The 16,304-nt window shown below is 61.5% G+C and carries 17 protein-coding genes; 15 read left to right on the top strand and 2 right to left on the bottom strand.

Translation table 11 applies throughout. From position 1 onward, the window contains the following. Positions 1-65: 65 nt before the first annotated feature. The 3 genes from phnE (MF268_RS03280) to MF268_RS03270 are packed head-to-tail and all read left to right on the top strand — an operon-like array spanning position 66 to position 2,867. On the top strand, positions 66-932 hold the full coding sequence (gene phnE, locus MF268_RS03280) for a phosphonate ABC transporter, permease protein PhnE (RefSeq protein ID WP_238369466.1): 867 nt from the start codon (positions 66-68) through the stop codon (positions 930-932). Then, complete coding sequence (gene phnE, locus MF268_RS03275) at positions 932-2,239, top strand: phosphonate ABC transporter, permease protein PhnE (RefSeq protein WP_238369465.1); 1,308 nt, start codon at positions 932-934, stop codon at positions 2,237-2,239. Before phnE (MF268_RS03280) ends, phnE (MF268_RS03275) begins: the two co-directional genes overlap by 1 nt. A 13-nt stretch (positions 2,240-2,252) precedes the next feature. Continuing rightward, positions 2,253-2,867 carry an LbetaH domain-containing protein gene (locus MF268_RS03270; protein ID WP_238369464.1) on the top strand — a complete coding sequence of 205 codons (615 nt, stop codon included), beginning with the start codon at positions 2,253-2,255 and terminating at the stop codon, positions 2,865-2,867. Here MF268_RS03270 and phnF read toward each other — a convergent pair. Further along, complete coding sequence (gene phnF, locus MF268_RS03265) at positions 2,864-3,574, bottom strand: phosphonate metabolism transcriptional regulator PhnF (RefSeq protein WP_238369463.1); 711 nt, start codon at positions 3,572-3,574, stop codon at positions 2,864-2,866. The two genes, MF268_RS03270 and phnF, sit on opposite strands and share 4 nt — an antisense overlap. A gap of 103 nt (positions 3,575-3,677) precedes the next feature. Here phnF and phnG point away from each other — a divergent pair, with 103 nt between their 5' ends. From phnG to MF268_RS03210, 11 genes are all read left to right on the top strand, one after another. Next, on the top strand, positions 3,678-4,133 hold the full coding sequence (gene phnG / locus MF268_RS03260; RefSeq protein ID WP_238369462.1) for a phosphonate C-P lyase system protein PhnG: 456 nt from the start codon (positions 3,678-3,680) through the stop codon (positions 4,131-4,133). Beyond that, complete coding sequence (gene phnH / locus MF268_RS03255) at positions 4,133-4,702, top strand: phosphonate C-P lyase system protein PhnH (protein ID WP_238369461.1); 570 nt, start codon at positions 4,133-4,135, stop codon at positions 4,700-4,702. The genes phnG and phnH overlap by 1 nt, the downstream gene beginning before the upstream one ends. Then, positions 4,702-5,787 carry a carbon-phosphorus lyase complex subunit gene (locus MF268_RS03250; RefSeq protein ID WP_238369460.1) on the top strand — a complete coding sequence of 362 codons (1,086 nt, stop codon included), beginning with the start codon at positions 4,702-4,704 and terminating at the stop codon, positions 5,785-5,787. The genes phnH and MF268_RS03250 overlap by 1 nt, the downstream gene beginning before the upstream one ends. A 129-nt stretch (positions 5,788-5,916) precedes the next feature. Next, entirely contained in the window at positions 5,917-6,813 is an 897-nt protein-coding gene (locus tag MF268_RS03245) for an alpha-D-ribose 1-methylphosphonate 5-phosphate C-P-lyase PhnJ (RefSeq protein WP_238369459.1), read from the top strand. Beyond that, positions 6,810-7,592, top strand: coding sequence for a phosphonate C-P lyase system protein PhnK (gene phnK, locus MF268_RS03240; protein WP_238369458.1), 783 nt, complete (start codon positions 6,810-6,812; stop codon positions 7,590-7,592). The genes MF268_RS03245 and phnK overlap by 4 nt, the downstream gene beginning before the upstream one ends. Positions 7,593-7,660: 68 nt before the next feature. Further along, positions 7,661-8,341, top strand: coding sequence for a phosphonate C-P lyase system protein PhnL (phnL, locus tag MF268_RS03235; RefSeq protein WP_238369457.1), 681 nt, complete (start codon positions 7,661-7,663; stop codon positions 8,339-8,341). After that, complete coding sequence (gene phnN, locus MF268_RS03230) at positions 8,341-8,883, top strand: phosphonate metabolism protein/1,5-bisphosphokinase (PRPP-forming) PhnN (RefSeq protein WP_238369456.1); 543 nt, start codon at positions 8,341-8,343, stop codon at positions 8,881-8,883. Before phnL ends, phnN begins: the two co-directional genes overlap by 1 nt. Before the next feature lie 9 nt (positions 8,884-8,892). Next, positions 8,893-10,047, top strand: a complete 1,155-nt coding sequence (locus tag MF268_RS03225) for an alpha-D-ribose 1-methylphosphonate 5-triphosphate diphosphatase (RefSeq protein ID WP_238369455.1) — start codon at positions 8,893-8,895, stop codon at positions 10,045-10,047. Between the two features lie 157 nt (positions 10,048-10,204). Then, positions 10,205-11,248, top strand: coding sequence for a TRAP transporter substrate-binding protein DctP (gene dctP, locus MF268_RS03220; RefSeq protein ID WP_238369454.1), 1,044 nt, complete (start codon positions 10,205-10,207; stop codon positions 11,246-11,248). A 135-nt stretch (positions 11,249-11,383) separates the two neighbouring features. Next, entirely contained in the window at positions 11,384-11,932 is a 549-nt protein-coding gene (locus MF268_RS03215; protein WP_238369453.1) for a TRAP transporter small permease subunit, read from the top strand. Between the two features lie 3 nt (positions 11,933-11,935). Then, a complete protein-coding gene (locus tag MF268_RS03210) occupies positions 11,936-13,249 on the top strand; it encodes a TRAP transporter large permease (protein WP_238369452.1) in 1,314 nt (437 codons plus the stop codon). On the opposite strand, the gene MF268_RS03205 is transcribed toward MF268_RS03210, so the two are convergent. Next, positions 13,246-14,328, bottom strand: a complete 1,083-nt coding sequence (locus MF268_RS03205; protein WP_238369451.1) for an AbrB family transcriptional regulator — start codon at positions 14,326-14,328, stop codon at positions 13,246-13,248. The two genes, MF268_RS03210 and MF268_RS03205, sit on opposite strands and share 4 nt — an antisense overlap. A gap of 204 nt (positions 14,329-14,532) precedes the next feature. Between MF268_RS03205 and MF268_RS03200 the strand changes: the two genes are divergently transcribed. Continuing rightward, positions 14,533-16,194 carry an AMP-binding protein gene (locus MF268_RS03200; protein ID WP_238369450.1) on the top strand — a complete coding sequence of 554 codons (1,662 nt, stop codon included), beginning with the start codon at positions 14,533-14,535 and terminating at the stop codon, positions 16,192-16,194. The last annotated feature ends 110 nt before the right edge of the window (positions 16,195-16,304 follow it).

The raw sequence follows: 16,304 nt of genomic DNA, 5'->3' as shown, positions 1-16,304 counted from the left end.
ACGGCTTTTTTCCAGACCGGGCGCCTCCCTCGGGGCCCGGTCATTTCAATTTCTGCGAGCACCGTATGGCGAACCTGACCGAGAGCACGGCCCATTCTCATCCCCGCGACAGCTATGTGGCGATGATCCAGCGAAAACGACTCTATGGCGGCATCATGCTGGCGGTCTTCGTGCTGATGCTGATTTCCGGGTTCATGCTTGCGGATGAACGCAACGCGGGCGGTTTCTGGGCCGGTCTGCCGCAACTTCTCGATTTTCCCGCCGACGTGGTCGCGGATGCCTCGACCAAGCTGCACCTTTTGCCCGCGCATCTGGTGAAATTCTTCCCGGCGCTGCTGGAAACCATCAATATCGCGGCGGCCTCGACGCTGATCGGGGCGCTTTTCGCGATCATCCTGTCGCTGCTCTCGACCCGGGGGCTGGCGCTCTGGCCGCGCGCCATTCCGCTGTTTCGCCGTGTCATGGACATCATGCGCGCAGTGCCGGAAATCGTCATTGCGCTGGTGCTGATCTTTATCCTCGGCGGCGGGCCGGTGCCCGCGATGATCGCCATCGCCTTTCACACCGCCGGCGCGCTGGGCAAGCTGTTTTCCGAAGTGAACGAAAACGCCGATCTGAAACCGGTCGAAGGGCTTCATTCCGTCGGGGCCACATGGTTTCAGCGCATGTGGTTCGGCGTGGTGCCGCAGGTGTCGCCCAACTACTTCAGCTATGCGCTGCTGCGCTTTGAAATTAACATCCGCGCCTCGGCGATTCTTGGTTTTGTCGGGGCAGGGGGCATCGGCTACGAGCTGCGCAATGCCATGTCCTGGGGCAAGGGCAAGTTCGACGAAGCCGCCGCGATCTTCATCCTTCTCTTCCTCACTATCGTCATCTTCGATCAGCTGTCCGGTTACGTCCGTCAACGCCTGATCCATCAGGAGGCACATTGATGGCCGACGCTGCCCTCTACGCCCGCGCCGACAACCTGTTCCAGCGCAAGAAGCTCATGGCGCTGGCGCTGCCCGCCGTCATCATCGCCTATCTGGTCTATGTCTTCTTTGCCTTCGACGTGCCGGGACTGGCCGAACGCGCGCGTCTCGACAACGCCCGCACTCTTGTCGCGGATATGGTCAGCTACAAGACCCATGTCTCTCGCGACAACCGCAGCGGCGAAGTGACTGTCGCCATCGAAGGTGAACGCAAGGGCGAATATGCGCCCGGTCAGGAACCCGACTGGGTTGCAATGCGGGGCGCTGCGCAGGTGATCGACCTTGGCGATGGACATGTCGTGACCTTCCTGCCTGAAAACGCGCTCAGCTATGACGTGCCGGGTTTCGGCCTGATCGAAGCGCGTGTCGACGGGCGCGACATCGTGACGAACCTTGGTGACAATGCGCCGGACTGGATCTCTGTCTCGCGCACAAGGCTCAACATTACGACGGAGGCCGGACGCGTCTCGCTGACCCGTAACCGGACCGAGGTGTTCCGCTATTTCACCGGGTGGGAGCTGTTCTTTTTCACGCTCGACAGTCCGTATCATGGCCACAGCGTTTCAGAGATCTTCTTTGGCCCGCAGATCGATCCGGCCCGGTCCAACATTGTTGGTGCGTGGCAGGATTTCTGGCACAATGCCATGTGGCGGCATTCCGATGTGGCCTGGGCGCTGTTCGAAACCGTTCTCATGGCCTTTCTCGGTACGTTCGGTGCGGCCATCGTCGCCCTGCCTGTCGCCTTCATCGCGGCCAAGAACTTTGCACCGCTCAGGTCGCTGCGCTTTGTCACACGTCGGGTTTTCGATTTCCTGCGTGGCGTTGACGGGTTGATCTGGACGATTCTTCTGTCCCGCGCGTTGGGCCCCGGGCCGCTTACGGGCTCGCTCGCCATCCTGCTCACCGACACGGGAAGCTTTGGCAAGATGTTCTCCGAAGCGCTGGAAAACGTGGATAACAAACAGATCGAGGGCATTTCTTCGACCGGCGCCTCGACGCTTCAGCGATATCGCTTTGGGGTCATTCCGCAGGTCACGCCGGTGCTGCTCAGCCAGGTGCTCTACTATTTCGAATCCAACACTCGCAGCGCGACGATCATCGGCGCGATCACCGGGGGCGGTATCGGGCTTTTGCTGACGCAGGCGATGATTACCCAGAAGGACTGGGAAGAAGTCACCTATTACATCGTGCTGGTCGTGCTTATGGTCATGGCGATGGACAGCCTGTCGGGCTGGCTGCGCAAGCGGCTGATCCAGGGCGACAAGTAAGATCAGGACGGAAATGCTCAGCAAGGATACCCCCCGCATCGAGGCGGATTGCGATATCACCGGCTCGGAATTCGGCCGGTATTGCGAAGTCAAGAAAGGCGGTCGCGTCGCCTATTCGACATTCGGCGACTATTCATATTGCGACCGCTACTGCGACATCGCCAATGCAACCATCGGCAAGTTCGCCAATATCGCGAGTTTCGTGCGGATCGGGGCCACCGATCATCCGCTCGACCGGGCCAGCCTGCATCATTTCATGTATCGTTCCTCCGATCTCTGGGAAGACGCCGAGGACGATACCGCGTTTTTCGAGCATCGCCGCGCGCGTCGGACGGTCATCGGGCACGATACCTGGATCGGTCATAACGCCCAGATCAAGCCAGAGATCACCATCGGCCATGGCGCGGTTGTCAGCTCGGGAGCCATCGTCACCAAGGATGTCGCACCCTATACCATCGTGACCGGCATTCCGGCCAAGCCGCTGCGCCTGCGCCAGCCGCCCGAAATCGCCGAGCGCCTGATCGCGCTGGCATGGTGGGACTGGGATCATCAGACCTTGCGCGATCGGCTCGACCATTTCCGCAGCCTCAAGGCCGAGGAATTCCTTGATCGCTATGAAGACGCCTAGTCGTTGCTGAAGGTCAGGGTCACCCTGTCGCCCGCGAACCACGTTTGCCCGTATTCGACGGGGTTGCCTTCCATATCCTCGTTGATGCCAACCGTCTTGACCAGCGGATCGCTCTCGCGCAGCCGCAGATGCAGCGCCTGCGTCGCGCTTGGCATTTCCGCCGTGACCCGCGTTTCGCGCCGCACGTAATCTGCCACACCGTTCAGTTTCAGCGCTTCGGTGACCGAAGTGACCTCTTCCAGCGTGTGCAACATGCCGGGAAGCCGATCCTGCGGAAAGACCGAGATGAAATGCGCAATGGGCGTCTCACCCGCCAGCGACAGCCCTTCGCAGACGGTCACCATGGACCCGGCGTTAAGCTCAAGCGCCTTTGTCTCGCCCGCATCGCCGGGCCTGCTCTCAAGCCGCAGCACGCGACGTTGTGGCAATCGCCCGGTGGCGCGGATGCTTTGGTGGAATCGCACTCGCTTGCCAATCGGGTATTCGGTTGGCGGCGCTTCGACGAAAACGCCGGCGCCCCGGCGCGATCGCAGGATGCCGCGCTCGCTCATATCGCCGAGAGCGCGCCGGACAGTATGCCGGTTGACGCCAAACCGGCTGGCCAGCGCTGCTTCGGTTGGCAGCTTGTCGCCCGCGCCGTAGTGCCCGGCGGCGATATCCGCCTCAAGAGCGGCGGCGATGGATTTCCAGACGGGTGTTCGGGTCATCTTGTTACCAAATCTTCATCTAACCGGGCTTGCCCCGGCAAAGGGGAGAGCGTATGATTTGTCTAGTTGTATAGTTTCTTAGACAAATCTGCAAGGTGTCTAGATGGCGAAAGCTGAACAAGAAAAAACCGAGCGTCAGGCGTGGATGGGGCTTCTGGCCAAATCCAGCCCCGCGCGGCTTGCGGCCCTGATGGACAAGGCCAGCGACGTGCCGGATTTCACCTGGCTTCGTGTGCCCGAGGCGGGCGGCGTCATGGTACGCGGTCGCATGGGCGGCACCGGTGCGCCCTTCAATCTGGGCGAGATGACAGTGACGCGCTGTGCCTTGCGGCTGGAAAGTGGCGAGGTTGGTCATGCCTACGTGCAGGGCCGCGACAAGGCGCACGCCCAGCGCGCAGCGCTGGTCGATGCGATGATGCAGACGGATCGCGCATCCGATTTGCGCGCCAGCGTGCTCGACCCGCTGGAAGCGGAACGCGAGGCGCAGATCGCGACCCGCGCAGCCAAAGCCGCCGCCACCAAGGTCGATTTCTTTACCATGGTCAGGGGAGAAGACTGATGCAGACAGAGGCGCTTACCGGCGGGTTTGCCAACCCGCCAATCGACTCCGCCGCCGGATTTCGCGCGGCATTGAACGCGATGGCCCGGCCCGGCAAGATCGAAACCGTCAGCGGCGGAACCGCACCCGCGCCGGTCTCTGCCGCTGCGGCTGTTCTTTTGCTCACGCTTTGCGATGCGGAAACACCGCTGTACCTCGCACCGGGCGTTGATAGTCCGGCTATGCGCGACTGGGGCGCTTTCCACATCGGCGCGCCGCTGGTCAAGGCGGAAGAGGCGCAATTCGCGCTTGGAGACTGGGCCGCACTTTCACCGCTTGAGCGTTTCCGGATTGGCAATGCCGAATATCCCGACCGTTCGGCCACCCTGATCGTCGAAATGCCGGACCTCTCGAACAATGGGGCCATCCTCTCCGGCCCGGGCATTGAAACCACGGCCCAGCTTTCGCTCCCCGAGGTTGAAATTTTCCGCGCCAACCGCGCCCTGTTCCCCCTTGGGCTCGATTTCTATTTCTGCGCGGGGGAGCGGCTGGCCGCCCTGCCGCGCTCGACCAAGGTGGAGGCTGCCTGATGTATGTTGCCGTCAAAGGGGGCGAGCGCGCCATCGACAACGCGCATGAATGGCTGGCCGAGGAACGGCGCGGTGATCCCGCCGTGCCGGAACTTTCGGTGACCCAGATCCGTGAACAGATGAAACTAGCGGTGAACCGGGTCATGGCCGAAGGCTCGCTTTACGATCCCGACCTCGCCGCGCTGGCGATCAAACAGTCGCGCGGCGACCTGATCGAGGCGATTTTTCTGATCCGCGCCTATCGCACCACACTGCCCCGCATCGGCCATTCCGAACCGGTCGATACCGGCGCGATGATCTGCGACCGCCGGGTTTCTGCCACGTTCAAGGATGCCCCGGGCGGACAGGTGCTTGGGCCGACCTTCGACTACACGCACCGTCTGCTGGATTTCAAACTGGCCGCCGAAGGTGAAACGCCGCGTGCGCAAGAGGTCGATGCCGAGCGCAAGGAAACCCCGCGCATAACGGAATTCCTTAATCGCGATGGGCTGATCCAGGAAGAGACACCCAGCGACGAGACTCCGCCCGACATGACCCGCGCGCCAATGGAATATCCCGCCAACCGGGCGCTGCGGCTTCAGGCGCTGACAAGGGGCGACGAAGGTTTTGTGCTTGGCATGGCCTATTCGACGCAGCGCGGATACGGGCGCAACCACCCTTTCGTGGGCGAGTTGCGCATCGGCAAGGTGCCGGTCGAAATGGAGATCGCCGAGCTGGGTTTCTCGGTCGAGATCGGCGAAATCGACCTGACCGAATGCGAAACGGTCAACCAGTTCGCCGGATCCAAGACCGAGCCGCCGCAATTCACCCGCGGCTACGGGCTGGTCTTTGGCCAGACCGAGCGCAAGGCGATTTCAATGGCGCTGGTGGACCGGTCCCTGCGCTGGGAAGAACTGGGCGAGGACAATGTCGGCGCACCCGCACAGGACGAGGAATTTGTACTGTCCCATTCGGACAATATTCAGGCAACGGGTTTTCTTGAGCACATCAAGCTGCCCCATTACGTCGATTTCCAGTCGGAACTGGAACTGGTGCGGCGGATGCGCGCCGAGGCGCAGGCGAGTTACAAGGAGGCGGCGGAATGAGCTATTTTTCTTTGCCGATGCTGCGCTGCCCGGCGACAAAGGCCACGCCAAGAAACGCAAGGCCAACGGCCAGACCGGAACAGAAACTCACCGGATCCATCGGATATCCTTTCAAAAGGAGCGCGACCCATGACTGAGGAGCGGCCGGGCGTCGAAACTGATGCCTATAACTTTGCATATCTCGACGAGCAGACCAAGCGGATGATCCGTCGGGCCATTCTCAAAGGCGTGGCCATTCCCGGCTATCAGGTGCCTTTTGCAAGCCGCGAGATGCCGATGCCCTACGGATGGGGCACAGGTGGTGTTCAGGTAACAGCTGCCTGTCTGACGCCCGAGGACCGGCTCAAGGTGATCGATCAGGGTGCGGATGACACGACCAACGCCGTCTCGATCCGCAAGTTCTTTGAGCGTACGGCGGGCGTGGAGACCACGGAACACACGACCGAGGCCACGGTGATCCAGACCCGCCACCGGATTCCGGAAACCCCGATGACCGAGGACCAGATCCTTGTCTATCAGGTGCCGATTCCGGAACCCCTGCGCTTTCTGGAACCGCGCGAGACAGAGACCCGCAAGATGCACGGGCTTGAGGAATACGGGCTGATGCACGTGAAGCTTTACGAGGACATCGCGCGTCATGGCGAGATCGCAACCGCCTATGCCTATCCGGTCAAGGTCGAGGGGCGCTATGTCATGGACCCGTCCCCGATCCCGAAATTCGACAACCCGAGACTGGAAAGCCCGGCCTTGCAATTGTTCGGCGCCGGACGCGAACAACGAATCTATGCGGTGCCGCCTTATTCCAAGGTCGTCAGTCTCGATTTCGAGGATCATCCGTTTGACCCCTCCAAGGCGGATCATCCCTGTGCGCTGTGCGGGGCCGAGAACACCTATCTCGACGAGGTGATCATGGATGACGCGGGCGGGCGCATGTTCGTCTGCTCCGACACCGACTACTGCGCAACGCGCCAGGCCGAAGGCCATCGTGGCGCGCAATCCGCACCATTCACGGAGGCCGCAGAATGAGCACGCCCGCTACACCGCTTTTGCAAGTGCGCGACATCCGCAAGACCTATGGGGCGCGGATCGGCTGTACGGATGTGAATTTCGACCTCTATCCCGGTGAGGTGATCGGGATCGTTGGCGAATCCGGCTCGGGCAAGTCGACCCTGCTGAACTGTCTGGCCGGACACCTTGCCCCGGACGCAGGCGAGATCCTGTTCAACACGCGCGCCGATGGTTTGAAGGATACGCTGAAAATGTCGGAACCCGAACGGCGTATGCTGGGGCGGACCGACTGGGCTTTTGTCCATCAGAACGCCCGCGACGGGCTGCGCATGGGTGTCTCGGCCGGGGGCAATGTGGGTGAGCGGCTGATGGCCGTGGGCGCGCGGCACTACGGGAACATTCGCGAGCAGGCGATCGACTGGCTCGACCGCGTGGAAATTGCCGAGGACCGGGTGGACGATCGCCCCGGCGCATTTTCCGGCGGTATGCAGCAGCGCTTGCAGATCGCGCGCAACCTTGTGACCGGGCCGCGGCTGGTTTTCATGGATGAGCCGACCGGCGGACTGGATGTGAGCGTGCAGGCGCGGCTTTTGGACCTGCTGCGTGGGCTTGTACGCGAGATGGGGCTTTCGGCGATCATCGTGACCCATGATCTGGCCGTGGTGCGCCTGCTGGCGGACCGGCTGATGGTGATGAAATCCGGGCATGTGGTGGAAGCTGGGCTGACGGACCAGGTGCTGGACGATCCGCAGCATGGCTATACGCAGCTTTTGGTCAGTTCGGTTCTGCAGGTTTGAAAAAGGGGGCGCTGCCCCCGTCCGCGCGGAGGCGCGGACTCCCCCGGAGTATTTGGAGCAAGAAGAAAATGATATCGGTCAGAAACGTTGCGAAGACATTCACGCTGCACAATCAGGGCGGAGCGGTGATTCCGGTGATGGCGGGGGCCGATCTGGAAGTCGCACCCGGTGAATGCGTGGCGCTGACAGGATCGTCGGGCGCGGGCAAATCGACCCTGATGCGAATGATCTATGGCAATTACCTTGCGGCATCCGGATCGATCATCGTGGGCGATGTCGACGTTGCGACGGCTGAACCTCGCGAGATCCTGAAACTGCGGCGCGAGACGCTGGGATATGTGAGCCAGTTTCTCCGGGTGGTTCCCCGGGTCGCGACGCTGAACGTGGTGGCCGAACCGATGCTGGCTGTTGGCATGGAGCGCGTTGCGGCAGAGGCGCGCGCGCGGGAATTGTTGAACCGGCTGCGGATACCCGAAACCCTGTGGGAGCTGTCGCCGACCACCTTTTCCGGTGGCGAGCAGCAGCGGGTGAACATTGCGCGCGGATTTGCACATGTGTTTCCGGCCATGTTGCTCGACGAGCCGACCGCGAGCCTCGATGCCGCCAATCGTGCGACGGTGCTGGACCTGATCCACGAGGCCAAGGCGCGGGGTGCGGCGATTATCGGTATCTTTCACGACGAGGAGGCCCGCGCCCGGGTCGCCGACCGCGAGATCGATGTATCGCGTTTCACCCCAAGGGCCGCGTAATGGCCGGGCGCGTCTTTGCTGTCGTTGGCCCCTCCGGCGTGGGCAAGGACAGCCTGATGGCGGCTGTGCTGGCGTCGCAGCCGAATCTGCATCTTGTGCGACGCGTCATTACCCGGCGGGCGGATGCAGGCGGCGAAGATTTCGAGCCCGTCACGGCGCAGGAATTCGACCGCCGTTTGGCGCAGGGCGACTTTCTTCTGCACTGGCAGGCGCATGGGTTGAAATACGGCATTCCGGTGAGCGAGCTGGCCGCGGCGCAGCGGGGGCGGGACGTGATGTTCAATGCCTCGCGGGCGGTTCTTGAGGAGGCCGCGCAGAAAATTCCCGGTCTCACGGTGTTGCATGTCACGGCGGATGCGGCGGTTCTTGCCAAGCGTCTCGCGGGGCGTGGCCGTGAAACTCCCGAAGATATTGACCAGCGACTGGCACGGGCCGCCATGCCCCTGAGTGCCACGCTGCCGCTTGTGGAAATCGATAATTCCGGCCCGCTGGAAAACGCCGTCACGGCGGTTCTGGCGCTGCTGTCACCCGTAAAGGCATGAATGATGCAGATGAGATATGAAACCAGCGAGATGATCCTCACCAACGCGGATCTGGTGCTTGAGAACGAGGTCGTGCGCGGCACGGTCTGTTTTGGTGACGGGATGATCACCGCCGTCGATACCGGGCGCAGTGCGCGGGCAGGGGCGGTGGATTGCGACGGCGACCTGCTGATCCCCGGCCTGATCGAATTGCATACGGACAATCTCGAACGGCATATCCAGCCCCGACCCAAGGTCGACTGGCCCCACGCGGCGGCGATCATCGCCCATGACGGGGAACTGGCCAGCACCGGCATCACGACCGTTTTCGATGCGCTGAGGGTTGGTTCGGTCGTGTCGAACAATCGAACGAACTATCGCGAATATGCGCGACCGCTTGCCAGCGAGTTGCTGGACATGCGCGCGCGCGGCCTGCTGCGTATCAGCCACTTTCTCCACCTGCGGGCCGAAGTCTGTTCGGAAACCCTGACCGAAGAGCTGGGCAAGTTCGGTGCCGATGACCGGGTCGGGATCGTGTCGATCATGGATCATACGCCGGGGCAGCGTCAGTTCCGCGATCTGGAAAAACTGCGGGCCTATGTCTGCGGCAAGCACGGGCTTTCCGATGACCAGTTCGAGGAACACGTGGCGCATCAGGTGGCCACCCGTGAAAGGCTGGGCGAGGCGCATGAGGCAGCGGCCGTTGCGGCGGCGGTGCGTTTCGGGGCCGTGCTGGCAAGCCATGACGACACCGACACCGGTCACGTCACCACCAGCGCGGCCCACGGAATCCGGCTGGCCGAGTTCCCGACGACCGTCGAGGCGGCGCAGGCCTGCAAGGATAATGGTATCGCCGTCATGATGGGCGCGCCCAACTTGATCCGCGGCGGCTCGCATTCCGGCAATGTGGCGGCGGAAGAACTGGCGCGGCTCGATCTGCTTGATATCTTCTCGTCGGACTACGTGCCCTCGGCACTGATGAGCGCAGCTCTGCGACTTGCAGACCTCTGGGATGATCTGCCGCGTGCGATGGCCACCGTCACCTCGGCGCCGGCGCGCGCGACCGGGCTGACCGACCGGGGGCGGATTGCCGAAGGCTTGCGTGCGGATCTGGTCCGTGTCAGGCCTGTCGAAGGCGTCGCTTCGCTGCGCGGAGTCTGGTCGCATGGGCGGCAGGTCGGCTAAAGCGTCCCGCACTGCGGAAATAGCCCGTCGATCGCCCACCTCGGGCAGCCCAAGCACGAATTTTTTATGCAGGTTCGGGCGGTCTAATGCGTTACCGGTGTTTACATTTCTCGCAATGCGGAAAATAGTTCCACTCGGTTAGCCAAGGGAGGACATTATGACCGCTTCATCATCAATGCTGAATCGCCGGAGCATGTTGCGGGGGGCCGCACTGGGCGCAATCGCCACGCCGGCACTCGTCGGCAAGGGGATCGCACAGGGCAAGGTTACCTGGCGCGTTCAGTCGCACTGGCCCAAGGCGTCCAGCTCGTTCACCGACAGCCTTGGCGTTCTGGCCACCGTGCTCGAAGAGCGCACAGACGGCGCGTTCAAGCTCGAACCGCTTGGTGCTGGTGAATTCGCCAAGGGGCCGGATATCTACAACATCCTGCGCAAGGGCGTGGTGCCGATGGCGACGCTGTCGCCGTCCTATATCCAGGACCAAGCACAGGCCGCATCTTTTGTTTACGGCATTCCGGGCACGTTCCGTGAAAGCTGGCAGTTGCAGCATGCGATCAAGAACCTCGGGCTCGAGGATCTGGTCAACGAAGACCTGAACAAAGAAGGCGTCATGCTGATGGCGGAAAAGGTGCTGCCGGTCGAGATGGTCGTCTCCAAGCGCATCGAATCCGCCGACGATTTCCGCGGTCTCAAGATCCGGTCGTCGGGCACGATGATCGACTACCTTGCCGCCGCCGGGGCCGCGCCGCAATATGTGCCGGGTTCCGAACTCTATCAGGCGCTCAGCTCGGGTGTTGTCGATGGCGCGCACTGGGGCGCGGCGATCGGTGCCAAGTCCATGTCGCTCTGGGAAGTCTGCAAATTCCATTGCAAGCCGGGTCTCGGCATGACCACGGATGCCTACGCGGTGAACATGGATCAGCTGGACTCGCTGGATGACGATATGCGCACCGCGCTGATCGACACGATGCAGAACCGCTTCTTCCTGCGCTCGCAGGAATACCAGCACAAGGAAGCCATCGCGCTTGCGTCTGGTATCGAAGAGAATGGTATCGAGGTTATCACCCTGCCGGACGACGTGCTGGAAATGCTGTCGGGTGCCTCCAAGGACATCATGGCTAAAGAGGCCGAAAAGGGCGAACGCGCCGCCAAGGCCGCGGATATCTATCGCGAGCTGATGACGGATTTCGGCTACATCTAAACGGATCTGACAGTTCCTTCGGATGGGGCGGTGCAGCGTGCCGCCCCGTTTCTTTGGCCGATCCCCCGAAATGCCGGTATGATCACCGGGCCGGGAGAGCTGGCATGACATTCACGACCAAGGGGAGGCAGGGCGATGCAGGCGCTTGCTCGGAGTATAACGCGGTTCAACAGGCTGATCGGCAAATGGGTATCGCTGGCGGTGCTGATCATCTTTGCACTGCTACTGGCGGATGTGGTGATGCGCTATCTGGTGGGGCAGCCCGCCATCTGGACCGCAGAACTGGCAACGCTGATCTTTGGCGTCTACGCGATCATCGGCGGCGGCTACCTGCTGGCCGAACGCGGACACGTCAGCGTCGACATCCTCTACGGCTCGTTCTCGACCAAGCGCAAGGCGTTGATCGATATCATCACGTGGCCGCTGTTCCTGCTTTTTGTCGGGGTGCTGCTCTGGCAGGGCTATGACATCGCCTCCGAGGCAATTGCCGATATGGAACGGTCGAACTCTACCTGGAAAGCGCCGCTCTGGCCCACGAAATCGCTGATCCCCGTGGCCGCCATCCTGCTGTTGTTGCAGGGCTTTGTCCGTCTCTGGGCGGATGTGCGCGTGTTGATGGGCTTGCCCGTCGATGAAGAAACCTTTGGCAAGCTGGCCGATAGCGAAACCGGCGGCGAGGTATAATAAATGAGCGTTGAAATCCTTACACTGCTGTTCTTCGGCTCCCTTCTTTTCTTTGTCCTGCTGGGCACGCCGCTCGCCTTTGTGCTGGGCGGGATCTCGGTTGTCTTCCTCTATTTCGAAATGGGCACCATCGGGTTTTACCTGCTGGCCTCGAAAATGTGGGAGACCATGTCGAACCCGACGCTCATGGCCATCCCGCTGTTTGTCTACATGGCAATCCTGCTGGAAAAATCGGGGGTGGCGAACGATCTATACGACATGATGCACCAGTGGTGGGGCGGCCTGCGCGGCGGTCTGGCCATCGGTACGGTGCTGATCTGCGTGATCTTCGCGGCCATGTCCGGCATCTCGGGAGCCGCCGTGGTGACCATGGGCACCATCGCGCTGCCCAAGATGCTTGAACGTGGGTATGACAAGAAACTGGCGCTCGGGGCGATCAACGCGGGCGGCGGCTGGGGTATTTTAATCCCGCCGTCGATCCTTATGGTTCTCTACTCGCTGCTAAGCGAGGTCTCCGTCGGACGTCTCTTTGCGGCGGGCGTCGGTCCGGGCATCCTGCTCTTCGTGCTTGTGTCGATCTACATCGGCGTCCGCTGCTGGATACAGCCAGAGCTTGGGCCCTCGCTGCCACCTGAAGAGCGTGCGAACTGGCGCCAGAAATTCGCCTCCCTGAAATCGGTGATCCTGCCGATCCTGATCGTGGTGATCGTTCTGGGCGCGATCTTCGGCGGTTTCGCAACGCCAACCGAAGCGGCAGCCATCGGCGTCTTCGGTGCGATGGTCGCGACTTTGATCAACCGCCAGCTTTCGTGGAAAGTCATCCACGAGGCGTCCATCTCCACGCTGAAGCTGACCGCGCTGGTGATGTGGATCCTGTTTGCAGCACACGCCTTCTCGACCGCCTATACGGCGCTGGGGGCGCAGAGCCTGATCCAGCACCTGATGGAGTTTATTCCGGGTGGTAAATGGGGCGCGCTGGCCTTCATGCTCTTCGTGCTGTTCCTGTTCGGTATGGTGCTGGACCCGGTCGGGATCATGCTGATCACCCTGCCGGTATTCCTGCCTGTCGTTCAGGCGGCCGGGTTTGACCCGGTCTGGTTCGGTATCCTCTTCATCATCATGATGGAGGTCGGCTACATGACGCCGCCCTTTGGCTTCAACCTCTTCTACCTGAAAGGGGTGGCGCCACCGGATGTGACTATGGGCGATATCTATCGCTCGGTCATTCCCTACGTGCTCGTGACGCTGGTCGGGTTGTTCCTGATCATCGTGATCCCGGGCATTGCCCTCTGGTTGCCGGATTACTTCTACAACTAGCGGTCAGGCGGTACACGGTGGGCAAAAGTCTTGGCCACCGTGACCGACAGCACGATGCGCAGCACGTGATGCGCGGTGACAAACAGAACCGAAACGTGCAGCGAGAGCGCGACAAGCGACATCTCGGCGAGACCGCCTGGGGCAAAGGACAACACGACTGCATTGATATCCTCGTCCACGATCTCGTGGAGCACGACGGCAAAAAGCATCGCAAGGCACATGGTGAAAACCATGTTCTGAAACGCAAGCAACAGGGCGCGGCCAAAGGTCTTTGGCCGCATCCCGACGAACCGGGTGCCCAGCGCCACACCGATAATAAGCTGCGTGACCTGTATCAGCCAGCCGGGCGGCGCGGCGGTTAGCAGCCCGCTTAGATGTGCAAGGCCCGAGGCCAGAACCGGCCCGGTGATGACAAAGGCGGGCAGGCGCAACCGCCGCCCTCCGAAATAGCCGATAAGCCCGACAATCGCCTGCCAGAACAACTCGGGCGCATCCAGCACGCCACGCGACCCGCCAATGACGGCGCCGGCGGCAGAGCCGACCGCATCGCCGCTCAGGATGGTGAAGGCCAGCGGCACCAGCATCACGGTCAGGATCAGCCGCATGAACTGCAGGGCCGTCAGCACCTGCACATCCGCGCCATTCTCTTCGCCCATGGCGATGGATTCCATCAGCCCGCCGGGCACCGCCGCATAATAGGCTGTGGTCCCCGACAACTTGCCGATACGGCGAAACCCCTGATAGCCGACGAAATGCGCCAGCGGTATATAGATCACCAGCGCCAGCAGCGACGGCCACCAACTGCGCGTCTGCTCGAATATGTCCGGCGTAAAGGACGCGCCAATCGACAAACCGATGATCGGGATAAAGAACAGCCGCAGCCAGAAGGGAATGCGCGGTGGATGACCGCCCACCTTGAATCCGAAAATCGAAATCGCGCCAACCGCAACAACCGAGCCAAGCAACATTGGCAGCGGAAATCCCATCTCTTTGGCCGCGAAACCCCCGGCGATCCCGGTCAGAAAGGAGACCAGTGTTGTCCTGAGGTGGATCTCTTCGCCTGCAATCGTTACCGTCACACTGCGGCCTCGCGTTCTTGATGCCGCTCAACTTGCGGCCTGCTAGTCATAAGAATTCTGCCACTGTGGGGCAATCTCAGGCAGATGTAGGCCAACCGGCGGAAATTTGTCGGAATTCCTTTAATAGGATGCTTGCCCGAAGCGATTCTAGCTTTTAGCCTCTCAGCAGGTGCGAAACATAATTCCGCACCGCGGGAGGAAATCATGAGTAATATTTCGCAGCCGGGCGAGCGCGCTTGGCACAAACACTATGAGGCTGGCGTGTCCACGAACTTCCAGCCGGAAGTGACAACCTGGACCGAGATGATGAGCCGGGCTTTCGACACCTATGCCGACACCGTCCTGATCGAATATTACGGCAAATCCTACACCTTTGCCGAGATGCGCCGTCTGGCGGGGCAGGTGGCCTCGGCGCTCAAGGCCAAGGGCGTGGGCAAGGGGGACCGCGTCGCATTGCACCTGCCGAATTGCCCCTGGCACCCGATTTTCTTCTTTGGCGTCATCGCGGCTGGGGCGGCGGTGACCCATATCAGCCCGCTCGATGCCGACCGCGAGATTGCACACAAGCTCAAGGACAGCGGTGCCAAGGTCGCGGTCACGCTGACCACGCCGGAACTGGCGAGCCATTTCAAGCCGCTGCTCGCCAGCGGCGAGACCCCGCTTTTGGTCCAGTGTCCCGATCCGGTATCGGCCATGGGCCGCGACTGCCCGGTGTTCGATGGCGCGATGGGCATACAGGAATTTCTCGCCGGCCATGAGAATGCGGCCTATGATCCCGTGCCCGTGACCCCGCAGGATATGGCCTTGCTGCAATATACCGGTGGCACAACAGGGGTGCCCAAGGCAGCGGTGCTTACCCACGCTAACCTGACCGCGGCGGTTCAGATCTATTCCGAGAACACAAAGAACGACAGCTCCGCCGAGCCGGGTAAATCCTCGCTCGTCTATTCGCCGCTGTTCCACATTATGGGGCTGACGGTTGGGCTTTTGAAACGCGTACATGAAGGCGGCACCATCCATCTCCGCCTGCGCTATGACGCGGCACAGGCGGTCAAGGAGATCGAGGAAAAGCGGATCGCTTCCTTCGGCGGTGTGCCGACGACATGGATCGCGATCCTGCAACTTCCCGATATCGAAAAGCGCGATCTCAGTTCACTGGAATATGTCGGATCGGGTGGGGCGCCGCTGCCGGTCGAAGTCTACAACCGCATCAAGAAGCTGACCGGTCTGAAACTGCTGGGCGGATGGGGCATGACCGAAACCTCGCCCGCCGGCACCGCTGTTCCGCGCGACATGCCCGACGAAAAACTGGGCACAATCGGGGTGCCGCTGCCAGGGATCGACCTGAAAATTGTCGATGTCGAAGATCCGACCAAGGATCTCGGCCCGAACATGACCGGCGAAATGGTGGTGAAAGGACCCAACGTCACTGCCGAATACTGGGGCAAACCAAAGGAAACCGCCGACTCTTTCTCCAACGGATGGTTCCTTACGGGCGACATCGGCTACATGGACGAAGACGGGTATTTCTACCTCGTCGACCGCAAGAAGGACATGATCCTGTCCGGCGGCTTCAACGTCTACCCTCTGATGATCGAAAACGCCGTTCATCAGCATCCCGATGTGTCCGAAGCGATCGCCATAGGCGTGCCGGACGATTATCGCGGCGAAAGCGCCAAGGTGTTCGTGCAGCTTAACAACGGTGCCAAACCCTTTGCGCTCGAAGAGCTGCAAGAATTCCTCAAGGACAAGCTCGGGCGTCACGAAATCCCGCGCCACCTCGAATTCCGCGATGAACTGCCCCATACGCCCGTCGGCAAACCCGACCGCAAAGCGCTGCGGCGGGAGCTCGAGACGGTGGCATGATACAACAAGGGCCGCCCGCGAATGCGCGGCGGCCCTTGATTGCTTTCGGCAAGTCCCGGCAGACCCACCCGCTTACGAGGTAATTAAAGCGGGGAGGCCTGCCGGAAAAC

This window comes from Heliomarina baculiformis, assembly GCF_019966545.1.
Taxonomy (GTDB): domain Bacteria; phylum Pseudomonadota; class Alphaproteobacteria; order Rhodobacterales; family Rhodobacteraceae; genus Heliomarina; species Heliomarina baculiformis.
This window is presented reverse-complemented; position numbering and strand designations above follow the sequence as displayed.